The 14,550-nt window shown below is 53.6% G+C and carries 14 protein-coding genes; 3 read left to right on the top strand and 11 right to left on the bottom strand.

Features of this window, described 5'->3' with window-relative positions; genetic code table 11:
* Nucleotides 1–55: 55 nt before the first annotated feature.
* Nucleotides 56–439, top strand: coding sequence for a hypothetical protein (locus F7231_RS20435; RefSeq protein WP_166693357.1), 384 nt, complete (start codon nt 56–58; stop codon nt 437–439).
* A 110-nt stretch (nt 440–549) separates the two neighbouring features.
* Here the strand turns inward: F7231_RS20435 and F7231_RS20430 are convergent, their stop codons facing one another.
* The gene (locus F7231_RS20430) at nt 550–1,440 is read right to left on the bottom strand and encodes a YicC/YloC family endoribonuclease (RefSeq protein WP_166693356.1); all 891 of its coding nucleotides are present in this window, start codon (nt 1,438–1,440) and stop codon (nt 550–552) included.
* Between the two features lie 96 nt (nt 1,441–1,536).
* On the bottom strand, nt 1,537–3,321 hold the full coding sequence (gene pdxA, locus F7231_RS20425) for a 4-hydroxythreonine-4-phosphate dehydrogenase PdxA (RefSeq protein ID WP_166693355.1): 1,785 nt from the start codon (nt 3,319–3,321) through the stop codon (nt 1,537–1,539).
* 150 nt (nt 3,322–3,471) lie between these two features.
* Between pdxA and F7231_RS20420 the strand changes: the two genes are divergently transcribed.
* Nucleotides 3,472–4,416 (top strand): 2-hydroxyacid dehydrogenase, encoded by a 945-nt coding sequence (locus F7231_RS20420; RefSeq protein ID WP_166693354.1) that lies wholly within the window; start codon nt 3,472–3,474, stop codon nt 4,414–4,416.
* A gap of 92 nt (nt 4,417–4,508) precedes the next feature.
* Here the strand turns inward: F7231_RS20420 and F7231_RS20415 are convergent, their stop codons facing one another.
* A complete protein-coding gene (locus tag F7231_RS20415; protein WP_085412970.1) occupies nt 4,509–4,910 on the bottom strand; it encodes a DUF423 domain-containing protein in 402 nt (133 codons plus the stop codon).
* A gap of 133 nt (nt 4,911–5,043) precedes the next feature.
* Nucleotides 5,044–7,149: a glycogen debranching protein GlgX gene (gene glgX, locus F7231_RS20410; RefSeq protein WP_166693353.1), complete on the bottom strand. Its 2,106-nt coding sequence runs from the start codon at nt 7,147–7,149 to the stop codon at nt 5,044–5,046.
* A gap of 144 nt (nt 7,150–7,293) precedes the next feature.
* Here glgX and F7231_RS20405 point away from each other — a divergent pair, with 144 nt between their 5' ends.
* A complete protein-coding gene (locus tag F7231_RS20405; RefSeq protein ID WP_085412972.1) occupies nt 7,294–8,337 on the top strand; it encodes an isoaspartyl peptidase/L-asparaginase family protein in 1,044 nt (347 codons plus the stop codon).
* Between the two features lie 65 nt (nt 8,338–8,402).
* On the opposite strand, the gene F7231_RS20400 is transcribed toward F7231_RS20405, so the two are convergent.
* The 7 genes from F7231_RS20400 to F7231_RS20370 form a co-directional block, all read right to left on the bottom strand.
* Nucleotides 8,403–9,512: a mevalonate kinase family protein gene (locus F7231_RS20400; protein ID WP_166693352.1), complete on the bottom strand. Its 1,110-nt coding sequence runs from the start codon at nt 9,510–9,512 to the stop codon at nt 8,403–8,405.
* A gap of 91 nt (nt 9,513–9,603) precedes the next feature.
* On the bottom strand, nt 9,604–10,983 hold the full coding sequence (locus F7231_RS20395) for a Gfo/Idh/MocA family protein (RefSeq protein ID WP_166693351.1): 1,380 nt from the start codon (nt 10,981–10,983) through the stop codon (nt 9,604–9,606).
* 160 nt (nt 10,984–11,143) lie between these two features.
* Nucleotides 11,144–11,599 carry a ferritin-like domain-containing protein gene (locus F7231_RS20390; protein WP_085412975.1) on the bottom strand — a complete coding sequence of 152 codons (456 nt, stop codon included), beginning with the start codon at nt 11,597–11,599 and terminating at the stop codon, nt 11,144–11,146.
* Nucleotides 11,600–11,669: 70 nt separating this feature from the next.
* Entirely contained in the window at nt 11,670–12,011 is a 342-nt protein-coding gene (locus F7231_RS20385; protein WP_166693350.1) for a DUF3140 domain-containing protein, read from the bottom strand.
* A 14-nt stretch (nt 12,012–12,025) separates the two neighbouring features.
* Nucleotides 12,026–12,724, bottom strand: a complete 699-nt coding sequence (locus tag F7231_RS20380; protein WP_510186190.1) for a YiaD family glycine zipper/OmpA-like lipoprotein — start codon at nt 12,722–12,724, stop codon at nt 12,026–12,028.
* A gap of 233 nt (nt 12,725–12,957) precedes the next feature.
* Nucleotides 12,958–13,713 carry a response regulator gene (locus tag F7231_RS20375; RefSeq protein WP_085412978.1) on the bottom strand — a complete coding sequence of 252 codons (756 nt, stop codon included), beginning with the start codon at nt 13,711–13,713 and terminating at the stop codon, nt 12,958–12,960.
* 64 nt (nt 13,714–13,777) lie between these two features.
* Nucleotides 13,778–14,494, bottom strand: coding sequence for a sensor histidine kinase (locus F7231_RS20370; RefSeq protein ID WP_085412979.1), 717 nt, complete (start codon nt 14,492–14,494; stop codon nt 13,778–13,780).
* Nucleotides 14,495–14,550: the final 56 nt, after the last annotated feature.

Raw genomic sequence — 14,550 nt, 5'->3', positions numbered from 1 at the left:
TAGTTTGTACCGCCCGGTGGGTCGCTGTGCCCGTCGCCATAACTCCCTCAGACTGATGATCTATACTCCACTTGCTACGTTATTAACCAGCCTGCTTACCCTGACGTTGCTATCGTGCCAGGCACAGAAAGCGCAACCGGCCAACTATACCAATGCGGATGGTGTGTTGCTGGTGTCGGTATACTCGCGGGGGGCTTACCAATATATCCTGGCCATTCCGGACGCCAAATCAGCCACTCGTCTTTATCCGGTGAACCTGACGGAGGGCGTAAAGCAACAAGCGCTCAAGGCCGATCCAGCAGCACCCATTCAGGTACGTTTCTCGGGTAAGCTGACGGGAAAGAAAGAAACGCTGAAGCAAATTACGGCTAATGACGCCGGAGCCGCTGCCGGCCAGATTCCGCAGATCTCCATAACTGCGATTACGGTAAAGAAGTGAGTTGCGTTGGCCGATGCGGAACCCGCAGCACGTACCCATAAAAAGCCGCCCTGTGCAACGTACCTGAGAAGGCGCTGCACAGGGCGGCTTTTTGTGATAGTGAACTGTACTCAGATCACGTTCATCGTTTGCTCCTTGATTTTTTCCAGCTCATCTTTCATCTGTACCACGAATCGCTGAATGGTGGCGTCGTTGGCTTTTGAGCCGATCGTGTTGATTTCCCGGCCAATCTCCTGGGCAATGAAATTGAGTTTTTTGCCGTTTGCTTCTTCCGTTGCCAGCACCTCCATGAAATACAGGAGGTGGTTTTTGAGCCGTACTTTCTCTTCTGAGATGTCGAATTTCTCGACGAAGTAAACCAACTCCTGCTCAAAGCGATTGCGGTCAAAATCGTCGCTGTTGAGCATCTCGGTCAGGTTGGTGCGCATCCGCTCGCGAACGGCAGGAATACGGGTAACGTCCTGTACTTCGATGTCGGCAAGGCGGTTGGTGATAGTCTGGATGTACTCGCGGAATTTACCTTCCAGTGAAGCGCCTTCCTGCTGCCGGAACTCGTTGCAGCGGCGGATAGCTTCGGTCACGGCTTCCTGAATGGTGGCCCAGTCTTCCTGCGCGTTGTCGGAGTTGCTGCTGGTTTCGCTCAGGTACGCGTTGGGCATACCCATAGCCAGCCGGAACACCTCGTCGGGCGATAAGCTCAGCGACGCGCCACTGGCGGCATCGGTCAGGTCTTTGACGTATGCCGCCACCAATGGCCTGTTTACAGTTACCGTTGGCCGTAGGTCGGCCGTACGGGTAATGTTGAGGTTGAACTCTACTTTTCCGCGTTCGAGCTGCTGGGTCAGTAGGTTCCGTACCTCAATTTCGCGGTCGGAAAAGCCGCGTGGTAATCGGCAGAATATATCTAAAAACTTAGAATTCAAGGTCTTGACTTCTGCGGTTGCTGATAAGCCATTGGCTTCGACGGTCGCAGTACCAAAACCGGTCATTGATTTGAGCATGTGGAGTTCTCAGTTTGCCGTTTGTGGTTTGATGCTGCGCTGCCTAAGTCACGATCGACTGACAAGCGGAGCAACGTCAAACCACAAACCGCAAACTTATTTTTTTAGCGCGTTTGCTTCTAATTCCTGGTATTCTTTCCGACGGCGGGCAATGTCGCAGGCGGTGTAAATGGCCTGGACCATCGATGTTTCATCGGCGACACCTTTGCCGGCAATATCGTAGGCGGTACCGTGGTCGGGCGAGGTACGTACCGCTGGCAGGCCGGCGGTAAAGTTTACACCTTCTTCAAACGCGATCGACTTAAACGGAATCAGGCCCTGATCGTGATACATGGCCAGTACAGCGTCGTATTTGCGATACGAGCGGGTTCCAAAGAAACCGTCGGCGGGGAAGGGACCATAAATGAGCTGTCCTTTCTGGCGCAGTTCGTTGATGAGCGGCGTAATGATGTCGTTCTCCTCGTTACCCAGCAGGCCTCGTTCGCCCGCGTGCGGGTTAAGCCCCAGCACCGCGATCTTGGGCCGACGAATGCCGAAATCCTGTTTCAGTGACTTCGTCATCATGTCCAGTTTCTGGGTGATGGCTCCCTTATGGATGCCCTGCCGCACTTTACCAATGGGTACGTGCCCGGTAACCACACCCACTTTCAGGATGTCGCTGACCATAAACATGAGGTCGTCGGGTACACCGAAGGCATTAGCGAGGTATTCAGTATGGCCCGGAAACGAAAAGGCCTCCGACTGGATATTGTGCTTGTTGATCGGTGCCGTGACCAGGCCGTGAATTTTACCGGCTTTCAGGTCGTCAACGGCGCGGGTCAGGCAGGCAAACGCCGCGAGGCCTGCTTCGGGCGTGACCTTACCCGGCTGAATGTCGGTGGCCGGTTGGGGGGGCAGCGGCGTTTCACCTTCCGCTACGGGTGGACTGGGAATGGTGTCGCTGAAACAGGTGATAACGTTGGTCATCTTATGGCTGGCCTGCTCTACGGTTTGAATACCGTTCAGATTCCAGTCTTTCAGGTTCAGCAGGTTCCGGTACCGGTTCAACACCCGCATCGATCCGTAGATAACCGGCGTGCAGATTTTTTGCAACTGGTTGTATTGCAGAGCTTTCAGAATAACCTCTGGACCAACTCCATTGAAGTCACCCAGCGAAATACCGATAATAAGACGTTCCTGCTGACTGGCTTCCGACAAGGGCGTCCGTTCGCTGCGGCCCGACTGGTCATCGCTTTCAAACACAGAGGCACCCGCATACCGGTCAATCGCCATAGGCTCATAGCGCTCCTGTCGCTCAGGACGGGGACGCTCCGGGACTACGTCTTCATTTCGGTCATATACGCTGCGTTCCCGCTCCGGGCGTTCGGTCCGTTCGGTACCGCCCCGGTCGAAGCGCTCGCCGCCACCGCGTTCAGGCCGTTCTGACCGAACCCGCTCGGGGCGAGGGGAACCTCCGTTCGAGGTACGTTCCTGGTTATCGCGGTTACGTTCATTGCCAGGCTGGCGCTGCTGATCGCGCGGTGGCCGACCTTCACGGCCTTCGCGGGGCTCGTTGTTAGACCGGGGCTGGCCCTGGTTGGGCCGCTCACCCCGATTGGTCTGGTCACCGGCGGGACGGGGTGCCGGTGCTGCTTTATCTTTTGGTAGCCCGTTCGTCGCCTCAACGTCGGCGTTGGGTACGCCCACAATTGGCTCGCTGGTCAACTCATCGCCGGTGGCAGCGCCCTGCTCACCGCGGGGTTGCCCGGTGCGGTCCCGATCACGCCCCCGATTCCGGTTGCGGTTACGGTTCCGGTTGCGATTCCGGTCCGACTGACCGCCAGGGCGGTTTTCGGCCGAGCGCTCGTTCTGGTTGTTGGTATTATTAGGTTGTTGTTCCATTGACCTTACAGAGGTGGCTTGTCTTATCCAGTCCAGTCACCCTGAGGATATAATCAGCTTTTGTTGTCTATTAGCCTTTTTTGGCCCGATAGATTGGTATTTGCTGACTGATTCTTGATAATTGCCGTTGCAAGTTACAAACTTCCCTACATGTCAACGAACCAAGCGTCTATTCTGATTGCCGATGAAATGCACCCGTCTCTCTTTGCTATGCTGGATGAGGCCGGTTTTACGTATGATTACCAGCCTACCATTGATCGGCAACACTTACTGACGGCTATTGCCCCGTTTGAAGGATTACTTGTTCGCAGTAAAACCCGCGTTGATACAGAGGTGTTTGATGCAGCACCCAAGCTGCGCTATATTGGCCGGGCAGGGGCTGGTCTCGACCTGATTGATATGGACGAGGCTACTGCGCGCGGGGTACGTGTGGTGCATGCGGGCGAGGGGAATCGCGATGCGGTGGCCGAACATGTGGTAGGTATGCTGCTGGCTCTGTTCATCAACTTGCTCCGCGCCGATCGGCAGGTACGCCAGGGTATCTGGGATCGCGAAGGCAACCGGGGTATCGAGCTACTGGGCAAAACAGTGGGGCTGTTTGGATACGGCAACAATGGCCGCGCCACCGCCCGCCGCCTCAGCGGATTTGGATGCCGGGTGCTCACCTACGATAAATACCGCAGCAACTACGGCGATCAGTATGCCGAGCAGGTCACCGCCGAGCAGATCATGGCCGAAGCCGATATCCTGAGCCTGCACGTACCCCTGAACGATGATTCACGCCGCTGGATCAATGATGATTTTGTGGCCGGTATGGCGAAGCCGTTCTTTCTGGTCAATGCCTCGCGTGGCGAAGTGGTGGTGCTCGACGCCGTGGTGGCTGGCCTCAAGTCGGGAAAGATCCTTGGGGCCTGCCTGGATGTGCTGGAAAACGAGAAGCTAAAAACGCTTACTCCCGCCCAACAAAGCACTTTCGATTACCTCCGTCAGTCAGACCAGGTTATCCTAACGCCCCATATCGCTGGCTGGACCCACGAAAGCTACGTCAGAATTAACGAAGTGCTGGTTAGGCAACTTCTGACAATGAACAAGTAGTAACGATTACCAACGATGCTCGATCTGAACGGGTAACGCCAGGGAACGTACCTGAGCAGCGCCAGTGCGAATCGGGCATCGTTGGTATTCGATTACTTTCCTACACTCCAGAACAGCAAACCCCAGCCTGCCAGGAAGAACAGGCCACCGATGGGTGTAATGGCACCGAGCCAGTTGATGCCCAATAGGCAGAGGACGTAGAGTGAACCGGAAAAAATTAACGTACCTGCCACGAAACTATAGGCCGACCAGTTCAGCGTTTTCAGTGCCGCTGGGTTGTTGGCCAGTAGTTGCGTAATGATGCCTACTAATACCAGCGCCAGTGCGTGGTAGAACTGGTACCTTACGGCGGTTTCAAACGTGTCCATCCGGCCAGCGGCTTCTAGTTTCGCGCGCAGGCTGTGTGCGCCAAATGCGCCGATTCCCACGCCCAGTAAGCCGAGTACGCTTCCTATCTGTATGACCCAGCGGGCCTGTGCAATTAAACTTTCCATGTGGTTGCAGTCATAAATTGATGGCGCAAAGGTACGCTATACAAGGTAGCCCCCCGCTAGATCGATCAGACTACCTGAAGGCTGTCTGGCGATTTAGCGGGGGGCTACCTTATAAATGAACTACCTCTTGCTACTACACCATCCGGAGCAGCACCGACGAGCGGGCTGGGACGTTGAAGGGCTCTTTGACCGTGATCTGCCGACCCGATTCAATTTCACCAGCTGCCGTATCAATGACCACCTCGTAGTGTGTGCGTGACTTGTGCGGCGCAGGCAGGGTGAAGGGGATATCTTCCCAATAGCTATTGAGTACCCATAGGAGTTTGCTGGCTCCTTCTTCGGTTTCATTGATGTACTGGCCGGTCTCGTCCTGCTCACCAACCCGTGCTCCGTCGATCCACAGTGCCAGGCAATGCGTGTCAGGATTGCCGAAATCTTCGGGCTGGAACACCTGACCATCTGGACGCAGCCAGTCGATCTGTTCCATCTCGTAAAATTTGCGGCGGCTCAACAACGGATATTTCTGGCGCAAGGCAGTTAGCTGAGACGTGAAATCGAACAGAGCCTGGTGCTTGTCGTCCCAGTTCCAGTTGAACCAGCAGATTTCGTTGTCCTGGTTGTAGCCATTGTTGTTACCGTGCTGGGTACGTCCGTATTCGTCGCCCATCATGAACATCGGTGCGCCCTGGCTCAGGAGCAACGTGGTCATGAAGTTCCGCTTCTGCTGTTCCCGCGCCGCATTGATCGCCGGATCATCGGTTGGGCCTTCGGCGCCCATGTTCCAGCTTTCGTTGTTGCTTTCGCCGTCATTGTTGTTCTCGCCGTTGGCTTCGTTGTGCTTCTCGTTATAGCTCACCAGGTCATTCAGCGTGAAGCCGTCGTGTGCAATGATGAAGTTTACGCTGTTGCCCGGTCCGCGTCCATCGGCGTAGAGGTCTGGGCTGCCCAGCACCCGTAACGACATTTCGTGCGCCTGGTTGTTGTCACCTTTCCAGAATTTGCGGACGCAATCGCGGTACTTGCCGTTCCATTCCGACCAGCGTACGGGGAATTGTCCCACATCGTAAGAACCAATGTCCCAGGGCTCGGCAATCAGTTTCACCTGGCTTAGAATTGGATCCTGGTTGGCCGTGTCGAGGAAAGACGATACGTTGGCGTCGAGTTCGCGGAGCAGGGCCGAGGCCAGATCGAACCGGAACCCGTCGATGTGCATTTCCTGCACCCAGTAGCGCAGGCTGTCCATCACCACGCGTAGTGTTTGCGAGTGGGTGAGGTTAAACGTGTTGCCCGTACCCGTGTGGTTCATGTAGAACTGTGGCTGCTCGGCTACGGTGTGGTAGTACACTTTGTTGTCGATGCCTTTAAACGAGAGGGTAGGCCCCATTTCGTTACCTTCGGCCGTGTGGTTATACACCACGTCGAGAATAACTTCGATGCCTGCTTCGTGCAGATTTTTTACCATCTGCTTAAACTCCGCCACCACGTTGTCTGACGACGCATAGCCGTTATGGGGGGCAAAAAAGCCAATGCTGTTGTAGCCCCAATAGCTCTCGTTCGAGAACTGATGTACAGGCAACAACTCGACGGCAGTGACCCCCAGTTTCTTGAAATATTCGATTGATTCCGGCGTTCCCAGAGCGGCATACGTACCCCGGATCGACCCGTCGATCGTTGGGTGCTGGTAGGTAAACCCTTTTACGTGCATTTCGTAGATCACCGATTTGTTCATCGGCGTCCGGGGGGCTTTGTCGTCACCCCAGTCAAATGCGGTTGAGTCAATGACTACGCTCTTGGGGGCTACTTTGCCGCTGTCTACATCGCTCATGTGCAGGTAACGGTCGTTGGCTTCGCTCTCGAAATCGTAGCCCAGTATTTCAGTATTACCCCCAACAATGCCGTGTACTTCACGGGCGTAGGGGTCGAGCAGTAATTTATTGGCGTTGAAATAGTGGCCCTCCTGAGGCGCGTAAGGGCCGTCAATGCGGTACCCATAGAGTTGGCCGGGTTTGACGCCTTCCAGGTAAATATGCCAGACGTTTTCGGTCTTTTCGGTCAACTCGATACGGTGAGTTTCTTTTTCACCACGCTTTGATGAAAAGAGGCAAAGTGATACGCTGGTGGCGTTTTCACTGTAAATAGAAAAGTTTACGCCCTGTTCATCTACAGTGGCGCCCAGCGGGTAAGGCTGGCCAGGCCGCGACGGAATAGTGGCCGCAGCAGCATTCGGAGAAGTTGTCATATCGTTGAAATAAGTGGTGCAATCGCACCTGTAGAATAAACCCATATCTGAGAAAAATGTTAGGTCTTTCCCGTAGTTGGTTGAGTATGTTAGAATTGAGTATCAATAGAGCATAAAACTTGAGAATGCGTTATCTTTCAGCCCATGACTTCAAGACGAACTTTTTTGCGGGCAAGCGCACTCCTGCTTCCCCCATTACTGACGAATAAGTTAATAGCTGGCTCTTTACCAGCAGCGGCTCTAAAGCCCGTGGTCGTATCCACCTGGGATAGTGGTGCTATTGCCAATGGGGCTGCCTGGCCCGTGCTGCAACGCGGTGGCCGCGCCCTCGACGCAGTAGAGGCAGCGGGTATTGCTATTGAAAATGACGTAAACTGCTGTGTAGGCCTGGGGGGCAACCCTGACCGTGACGGTTTTGTGACGCTCGATGCCTGCATCATGGACGAGAAAGCAAACTGCGGATCGGTTGCTTTTCTGGAACGGATCAAGCACCCGGTATCGGTAGCCCGGAAGGTGATGGAAAACTCGCCGCACGTAATGCTGGTGGGCACGGGTGCGCAGCAATTTGCGCTTGCCAATGGCTTTACACTCGAATCAGGTACGTTGTCGGCTTCGGCCGAAAAAACGTACCGGGACTGGCTGAAAAAAGCAGATTACAAGCCAATCATCAACATCGAGAATCAGAAGAAAGTACGACCTCCGAAAGGGCACGGCCCATTTGCGCCCTCTTTTTTCGACGATGGTACGCCCAATCACGATACCATGGGCACGGTAGCCCTCGACGCAGCGGGGAATCTGTCGGGGATGTGTACCACCAGCGGAATGGCCTTTAAACTGCGCGGTCGCCTCGGTGACTCGCCGCTGATTGGAGCGGGCTTATTTGTCGATAACGAAGTAGGTGCCGTGACCTGCTCGGGACAAGGCGAAGAGGTGATCCGGATGGCTGGTTCGCATACAGTAATCGAGTTGATGCGGCAGGGGCTGGCTCCCGCTGAAGCCTGTAAGCAGGCGGTCGAACGCATTATCAAGCGCGATGTAGAGAAGGCTAAAACCTTCCAGGTTGGCTTTATTGCGCTAGGACGTACCGGCGAGGTAGGGGCGTACGCCGTTCAGCCGGGGTTCAGCTACACACTGACCAACACCGAGCAGAATGGGGTGCTGATTCAGTCACCGAGTTATTTTAAGTAACTAGTCAGTGAGACATTGGCTGGTAGACGGATGTGTAATCATTGACTAGCCAATGTCTTATCTAGCTACCCAACACTCAATTGCGTGCCCCGGTCAACGTTGATCAGGTACGCCCGGCCGCCGGCGCGCTCGATGGCTTCTGCAACCTGCCCAGGGGTTTCGGACGAATCCACGCCGGGCGCATAGGCAAACATGCAGCCGCCCCCGCCCGAACCGTTTATTTTTGCCCCGTAGGCACCAGCAGCTAAAGCCGCGTCGATCATCCGGTCAATTTTTGGGGTCGAAATCCGTTTGGCTTCGCGCAGGTTCGTCTGGTGTATCGTCAGCAACTGGCCAAACTGACGATGGTCGATGGTCGGTTGGCGAAGGAGTGACAGCGCCTGCCGCAGCACGTCCCGGTCTGACAGGTTGCCACGCACAAGCGTTTGCTCATCGGCTGTAAGTAGGTGAGCGTACCTGTCCAGGTCATCGATAGGCAATGTCTCCAGCGAAAAGGAGGCGTCAACTGCCCGCATCTTTTCCATCGCAGCCAGCATGCCGTACTTAACGTGCTTCAGTAAACCGATCGTGTCTTTAGGTTCGCCCGAATCCCCCAGCACGAACGTACCCAGCCGGTCTTCTGCCGGATCGGTCTGGAACGTCTCGATCCTGATTTGAGGCTGCGACTCCAGATAAATCACGCCGCCCAATGCTGTAGCATAATGGTCCATGCGGCCACCCGGGTCGCCAAATTCGAGTACCTCGGCTACGTAAGCCATCTCAGCCAGTTGAGCCGCTGAAAAACTGCGCGGCTCGTCGGCCAGCTGACTCAGCACGTTCAGCCAGCTAATGAGCAATGCTGATGAACTCGACGTACCTGCGTTAATAGGAATGTTGCCCGATACACTCCCGCTGATACCTGCTGAAAAACGTAGCCCTTCGCGATGCAGCACATTCAGGGCACTGCTGAAATAGTCGCGGTCGTGGAGATACGGTAAGGGAAATTGAGCAATTGAAAAGCTAACTTCCTGCTTCAGGTCTGGCAGGTAAAGACGTACCTGCGGTGGGCCTGCCATGCGGTGGGCTGTAACGTCGATGCGGCGGGATATGGCCGCTGCCAGTACCGGAAGCCCCAGATAATCCTGATGTTCGCCAAACAGGCAAATACGTCCGGGGGTCGAAGCGGTTAATGTCATTTTTAGTCATTGATTGTCACCCGATGGTCGTTGGCCGCCTGTGATCAACAAGCAATGGGTGACCATTGGGTGACTAGTGTACTGGTTGGGTTTAGTAAGTGTCGTCCAGGCCAAAAACGGGTTTGTTGGTTTTCCATTTCCCCCGCGTGAAATCGGGAATATCAACGGGCTTGCTGCCTTTGGCAATGCTTTGCTCAGATAGCGGACTAATGGCGCTCCAGGCGGCGGCATCGTAGACGTCGATGGGCGGCGCGGTCTGGTTCTTAATGGCTTCTACAAACGCTCGGAACACGAAATAGTCGATGCCACCATGCCCCGCTTTTTCGGCGCTGGCAGCATGCTTTTTCCATAGCGGGTGGTCATATTTATCCTGATACTCTTTGAAGGGTTCAAATACGTGCGGCTTGGTCGACACACCTTCCAGATAGATCATGTCGCCGTCGTCCATCCAAACGCCCTGTGTGCCCTGTGCCCGGAAGCCGAGTGAGTAGGGGCGGGGTGAGTTGGTATCGTGAATGATCATGATGTTTTCGCCATTGGCGCACTGGATCATAGTTGTGACAATATCACCCAGTTTGAAATTGACCTTGGCGTTAGGATGGTCTGCCCCGCCCTTATCGACTACATACTTGTGTAGGCTCCGCGACTTGGTAGCCATCGAAGTCAGGTGGAGGAACTGGTTGCCTCGGTTGATGTTCAGCCAGTGCGCTACAGGCCCCAAACCGTGGGTTGGGTACAGATCGCCGTTGCGGTCGACTGAGTGCTGGGTGCGCCAGCGTGCTTCTGACATAGCAGTGGGGCCAAATTCAACACCGCCGCCATACACCTGCTTGCCGTTGTTGAATTTTACTTCGCGCAGGTCGTGTTGGTAACCGCAGTGAGCGTACGTCATTTCCCCGAACATACCCTGCCGCACCATGTTGAGCACAGCCAGTACGTCTCGGCGGTAGCACACGTTCTCGAGTAGCATGCAGTGAGCCCCGGTTTTTTCGTAGGCGTTGACCAAATCCCACGATTCTTTGAGGGTCACTGTTGCCGACACTTCCAGCCCGGCATATTTGCCTGCCAGCATGGTAGCTACAGCCATGGGTGCATGCCATTCCCAGGGGGTGGCAATGAGTACCCCGTCGATATCATCGCGTTTCAGCATCTCTTTGAATGCCTCATCGCCCTTAGTAAATGTAGGGGGTAATGACCGACCAGCTTTTCGGAGCATTTCGTTTGCTTTTCCGATCGACATCGGGTCGATATCGCATAAGGCTGTTACCTGTACGTCGGTCCGATATAGGGCCTGCTGAAGGTGATTACGACCGCGTTCGCCCAGACCTATGAATGCCAGACGTACTTTTTCGAGGGGAGGTTTTACCCCGGACTGCGCCTGAACGGGCTGTGTCAACAGGGACGGAAAGAGGGGAAGAGCAGCGGTACTCAGTGCTGTTGTTCGTAGAAAAGAACGTCGCGAAGGGTGCATGGAAGAGATCGGAGAGTTGAGGGAATCCGTTTGCCAGGTAAATCAGCAACAGAAAAAGAGACCCATTTACCAGACCTACCCAATCCGAATGTATAACAAATAGCCCTAAAACAAAAAAGCCTGCACTCAACGAGCACAGGCTTTCCGATCCCACCATTCACTACACTACCAAAGCCAAGCGTCCCATTGTTGTATGGGCCGACTCGACTTTACTCTTCTGGTTAAGCAGTAACTCACGGGTACTAGCCGCGATGTCTGTCTGCTCCAACACTTCTTTATAGTCATTGAGGGCTTCAGAATCGCCACGCTGGCATTCTTCCGCAACTGCTTTGTCTGAACTGTTTGACACTGCCGATTTGATATTGATCCAGGCACGGTGCAGGTCTGAGGCAAGGCTGGTACCGTTATCGGCATCACCACCTAATGCCCGAATTTCGCGATCTAATTCAACCGCAAACTCGCCCCGCTGACGCGACTGGGCGAGAAACAGACTCTTTAGCTCGGCATCTTTAACGCTTTCAGCCGCTTCCTGATACCCTTTTTCGGCATCGTGGCTACGCGTTAGTAATTTATTTAGCTGATCGAGGATTTCGCCTCGTGTTTCTTTGACATTCATAACGTTGATTGTTGAAATAGAAAATAAATTTTTCAGGGTGTTGAGTAAATCAGAAAGCTGGTTGCCCAGGTTATTTCGTTGGGTCGTGGCCCCAGTTTTTAAGCGAGTAGAGCCAATTGCTCCCGTCAACTTCTGCCGGTTTCTGAGCTGAATGTCGGCGGACATAACTGACGACTTTCTGCATGTGGGCATAATCGTCGTCAGTCAGGTCCGCTTTCTTCTTGCCCAAAATGGTTTTTATCTTTTTGCCTGACTCATGGCCTATTGATTCATCATCGCCATCCTTCTTTTGTCCTACCTTCTTCGACTCGTCGGTATCGAGCCATTTCGTTAGTTCAGAAGCCGACATGTTAACGACATCGTCGAAGTCAGCGTGGATTGATTGTTTGTCTGAATCGGTGTGCGTAGCCATGGGTATAAGCAGGGTTAATCGATGTTACCGTTTTTGGCGTCGCGTTGCATCTTCTCATTAGCAAATACGGCAATATCGACGCGGCGGTTTTTTGATCGGCCAGATTCTGTGCTGTTATCGGCAATTGGCTGTGATTCGCCATAACCTTTCTCTGTTAATCGACCATTCTTTACACCAACCGATCGCAGGTAGCTCGACACGGCCTCGGCGCGTTGGTTCGATAGGCGCAGGTTCAAATCATCTGAACCCGTTGCGTCAGCATGACCCTCAATAACCAGATTCGTATCCGGATACTTGTCGAGCGTTTTGGCAAACTCACTTAGCTGACGTTTTGTCGACTCCTGTAGGTTTGCTTTACCTACGTCGAACAGAATGTCGGAGTTGAAGGTAATCTTAATGCCTTCGCCTACCCGTTCAACGGTAGCGTTCGGTAGATCGCGCTTCAGTTCTTCAGCCTGCTTGTCCATTTTGCGGCCGATTACAGCACCAGCTGCACCGCCGACAGTAGCACCTAAAATGGCACCAAGTACCGTGTTACCTGATTTACGTCCGATAACGCCACCAGCTACTGCACCTGCGCCAGCGCCCACTGCGGCGCCCCGTTGCGTTTTATTCGTATTATTCTTAACTGATTTGCAACTCATTAGGGCATCACTGGACGTGAGTCCGGCGGCCAGGAGCAAGGCTAGGAAGCCTTTGCTGTTAATCTTCATACTATTCATAGCGTGTGAGTGAAATTGATTTCGGATACATATAGCCAAAAGCTGTACCAGCTCGCCCCTTAAACGGGATAATTAACTAAGTGTTAGGCTAAATACTTACTAGACAGGGGATTGCATTTTTGTATACCGAGTTAGTGGCCGTGGTATAACTACAGCAAGACGGTTCGCTGTATAGCACCGATTCGCCACTTTGTGGAATTAATTCTACGTGATAAGTGGGATAATCAGCCTGGCTGATGAAGGCTTTGCAAAAAGAGCTCCTTATAATGGCGACCAAGCGGTATGAGTCGTTCTGCGATCCTTATCTCGTTTTCGTCGAACGTATCAACGAGTTGGGTATTAACAGCATATGACCGGTGCACGCGTACCACTTTTGGATAATCCAGTTTGTCGAGCACAGTGGTCAGTGGCATACGCAGGGAGTACTTTTTGGTGGCCGTCAGAAAGGTGGTGTAAATGTCTTCGGCCACCAGCACATGAATATCGCTGAGATTGATTTTGACAAATTGATAGCCCTGCCGCACAAAAATGTGTTGGCCACTTTTCAGAATCATTTCGCGGGCACTCACCATCGGCTCAACGGCGGGGGGCGGGGGCGAACTGGGCTGAACAGCCCTGGTGCCATTGTTGAGTGCAATTTCAATAGCCAGCCGTAAGTTCATAATGTCGTAAGGCTTGGTCAGGTAAGCAGCGGGGAATGTTTGCTTCGCGCGTGATACTGTTTCGGAGTCAGAATAGGCGGTGAGGTAAATAACAGGTACGTTGCGGATGGCGTTGATTCGCCGGGCGGTTTCGATACCGTCGAACTCACCCTTTATCGTGATATCGCAAAGCAGCAGGTCGACCTGATTGTGTTCGAAAAGGTCAATGGCTTTCGGCCCGTTATTCGCTATCCCCACTACGCGATAGCCTTCTGCTTCAAGGTGATCGCAGAGAGTCATTGCCAAAATGGCTTCGTCTTCAACAACTAAAAGATTCATCGTACTAAGTCAGAGATTAGTAATGAGCGGCTTGTGCTAATTGATCTGGACAGTTGACACCCACTCACTTGGCAATATGTAATCGAAAATGCATACCTAAACCGGGCTGCATAGAACAGGCACCACCCACTTGTTCACTCAGGCCCTCGATCAGCCGCTGCGGTAAGGCTACCCCCGCCCTCGACCAGCGTGCTGTCTGGCTCTCAATTGATGGCCCCTGATCGGTAACTTCAAGCAGTAGCCCATCGCGCTGAGACAAACTTACCGTGAGCATAGGCTGCTTTGGGGCAGCGTGAAGAGCGGCGTCTGCAACCAGTTCGTGCAGGATAAGCCCCACTGGCAAGGCAACATCGGCGCTTAGTTCGTCTATATCCAGCAACAAGGTCAAGTCGGCACCTTCTGTTGAGGTCAGGGTTTGGTAAAGTCGCTGAACGTATTGCCGCAAGTTAATGGCCGTTAGGGCGTTGCCCTGATATAACCGCTGCTGTAAAAGGGCAACTGATCGAACCCTATTCAAACTTTGTTGCAACGGCCGCCGGGCGGGTTGTTCTGACACTTGAGCCAGTTGGATCTCCAGTAACCCGATCACCACTGCTAGGTTGGTATTAACCCGGTGGCTCAGTTCGCGCTTTAATAACAGGAGGTCGTCGTCCTGTCGACGTACTGCACGCCGAAGTTGCCGAAGGCGCAGCAGCAATAGGGCACACGCAATGCCTAAGCTGCCGGGCAGAATGGCAAGCAATAACCAGACATGAAGAAAAGCGAGTAGCGATTGAAACATGAATAGGCCAACCTGTTAGTTGTAACCGATTAGCGCCCTGAAGCGGCGAACGCAAT

It is taken from the genome of Fibrivirga algicola, from assembly GCF_011742925.1.
In the GTDB taxonomy this organism is placed as follows: domain Bacteria; phylum Bacteroidota; class Bacteroidia; order Cytophagales; family Spirosomataceae; genus Fibrella; species Fibrella algicola.
The sequence above is the reverse complement of the archived record's forward strand: the minus strand, read 5'-3'. Positions and strand labels throughout refer to the sequence as shown.

Excerpts from the sequence above, each read along its gene's own strand:
- F7231_RS20435 (WP_166693357.1), top strand. The coding sequence starts at position 56 with ATGATCTATACTCCACTTGCTACGTTATTAACCAGCCTGCTTACCCTG.
- F7231_RS20380 (WP_510186190.1), bottom strand. The coding sequence starts at position 12,724 with ATGAAGATTAACAGCAAAGGCTTCCTAGCCTTGCTCCTGGCCGCCGGA.
- F7231_RS20420 (WP_166693354.1), top strand. The coding sequence starts at position 3,472 with ATGTCAACGAACCAAGCGTCTATTCTGATTGCCGATGAAATGCACCCG.
- F7231_RS20400 (WP_166693352.1), bottom strand. The coding sequence starts at position 9,512 with ATGACATTAACCGCTTCGACCCCCGGACGTATTTGCCTGTTTGGCGAA.
- F7231_RS20415 (WP_085412970.1), bottom strand. The coding sequence starts at position 4,910 with ATGGAAAGTTTAATTGCACAGGCCCGCTGGGTCATACAGATAGGAAGC.
- F7231_RS20370 (WP_085412979.1), bottom strand. The coding sequence starts at position 14,494 with ATGTTTCAATCGCTACTCGCTTTTCTTCATGTCTGGTTATTGCTTGCC.
- F7231_RS20395 (WP_166693351.1), bottom strand. The coding sequence starts at position 10,983 with ATGCACCCTTCGCGACGTTCTTTTCTACGAACAACAGCACTGAGTACC.
- glgX (WP_166693353.1), bottom strand. The coding sequence starts at position 7,149 with ATGACAACTTCTCCGAATGCTGCTGCGGCCACTATTCCGTCGCGGCCT.
- F7231_RS20385 (WP_166693350.1), bottom strand. The coding sequence starts at position 12,011 with ATGGCTACGCACACCGATTCAGACAAACAATCAATCCACGCTGACTTC.
- F7231_RS20390 (WP_085412975.1), bottom strand. The coding sequence starts at position 11,599 with ATGAATGTCAAAGAAACACGAGGCGAAATCCTCGATCAGCTAAATAAA.
- F7231_RS20405 (WP_085412972.1), top strand. The coding sequence starts at position 7,294 with ATGACTTCAAGACGAACTTTTTTGCGGGCAAGCGCACTCCTGCTTCCC.
- F7231_RS20375 (WP_085412978.1), bottom strand. The coding sequence starts at position 13,713 with ATGAATCTTTTAGTTGTTGAAGACGAAGCCATTTTGGCAATGACTCTC.
- pdxA (WP_166693355.1), bottom strand. The coding sequence starts at position 3,321 with ATGGAACAACAACCTAATAATACCAACAACCAGAACGAGCGCTCGGCC.
- F7231_RS20430 (WP_166693356.1), bottom strand. The coding sequence starts at position 1,440 with ATGCTCAAATCAATGACCGGTTTTGGTACTGCGACCGTCGAAGCCAAT.